This is a genomic window from Pseudomonas sp. UF-293 (genome assembly GCF_058245595.1).
The window spans coordinates 1-437 of record NZ_JBSICA010000076.1 but is presented as its reverse complement, the minus strand read 5'-3'; the positions used below and the strand labels follow the sequence as shown (position 1 = coordinate 437).

Below are 437 nucleotides of genomic sequence, written 5' to 3'. Positions count from 1 at the left end.
CTTAATCGACGACATCAGCTGCTGCATGAGCTCCCACACGAATTGCTTGATTCATTGAAGAAGACGATAGAAGCAGCTTTAAGCTCCAAGCTGATAGCTCTGAGCTAACAGTTACAAGCTCGAAATTGGGTCTGTAGCTCAGTTGGTTAGAGCGCACCCCTGATAAGGGTGAGGTCGGCAGTTCGAATCTGCCCAGACCCACCAATTTTGTTATGGGGCCATAGCTCAGCTGGGAGAGCGCCTGCCTTGCACGCAGGAGGTCAGCGGTTCGATCCCGCTTGGCTCCACCATAAACTGCTTCGAAGTTTGAGAGTTTAGAAATGAATATTCGCACTGAATATTGATTTCTAGTCTTTTGATTAGATCGTTCTTTAAAAATTTGGGTATGTGATAGAAAGATAGACTGAACGTTACTTTCACTGGTAACGGATCAGGCT

2 tRNA genes are annotated in these 437 nt (G+C 46.2%); both read left to right on the top strand.

Annotation, left to right across the window (positions count from 1 at the left end):
- Nucleotides 1-127: 127 nt before the first annotated feature.
- A tRNA-Ile gene (locus AC4IHP_RS27845) sits at nucleotides 128-204 on the top strand.
- A 10-nt stretch (nucleotides 205-214) separates the two neighbouring features.
- Nucleotides 215-290 (top strand) — tRNA-Ala (locus AC4IHP_RS27840).
- The last annotated feature ends 147 nt before the right edge of the window (nucleotides 291-437 follow it).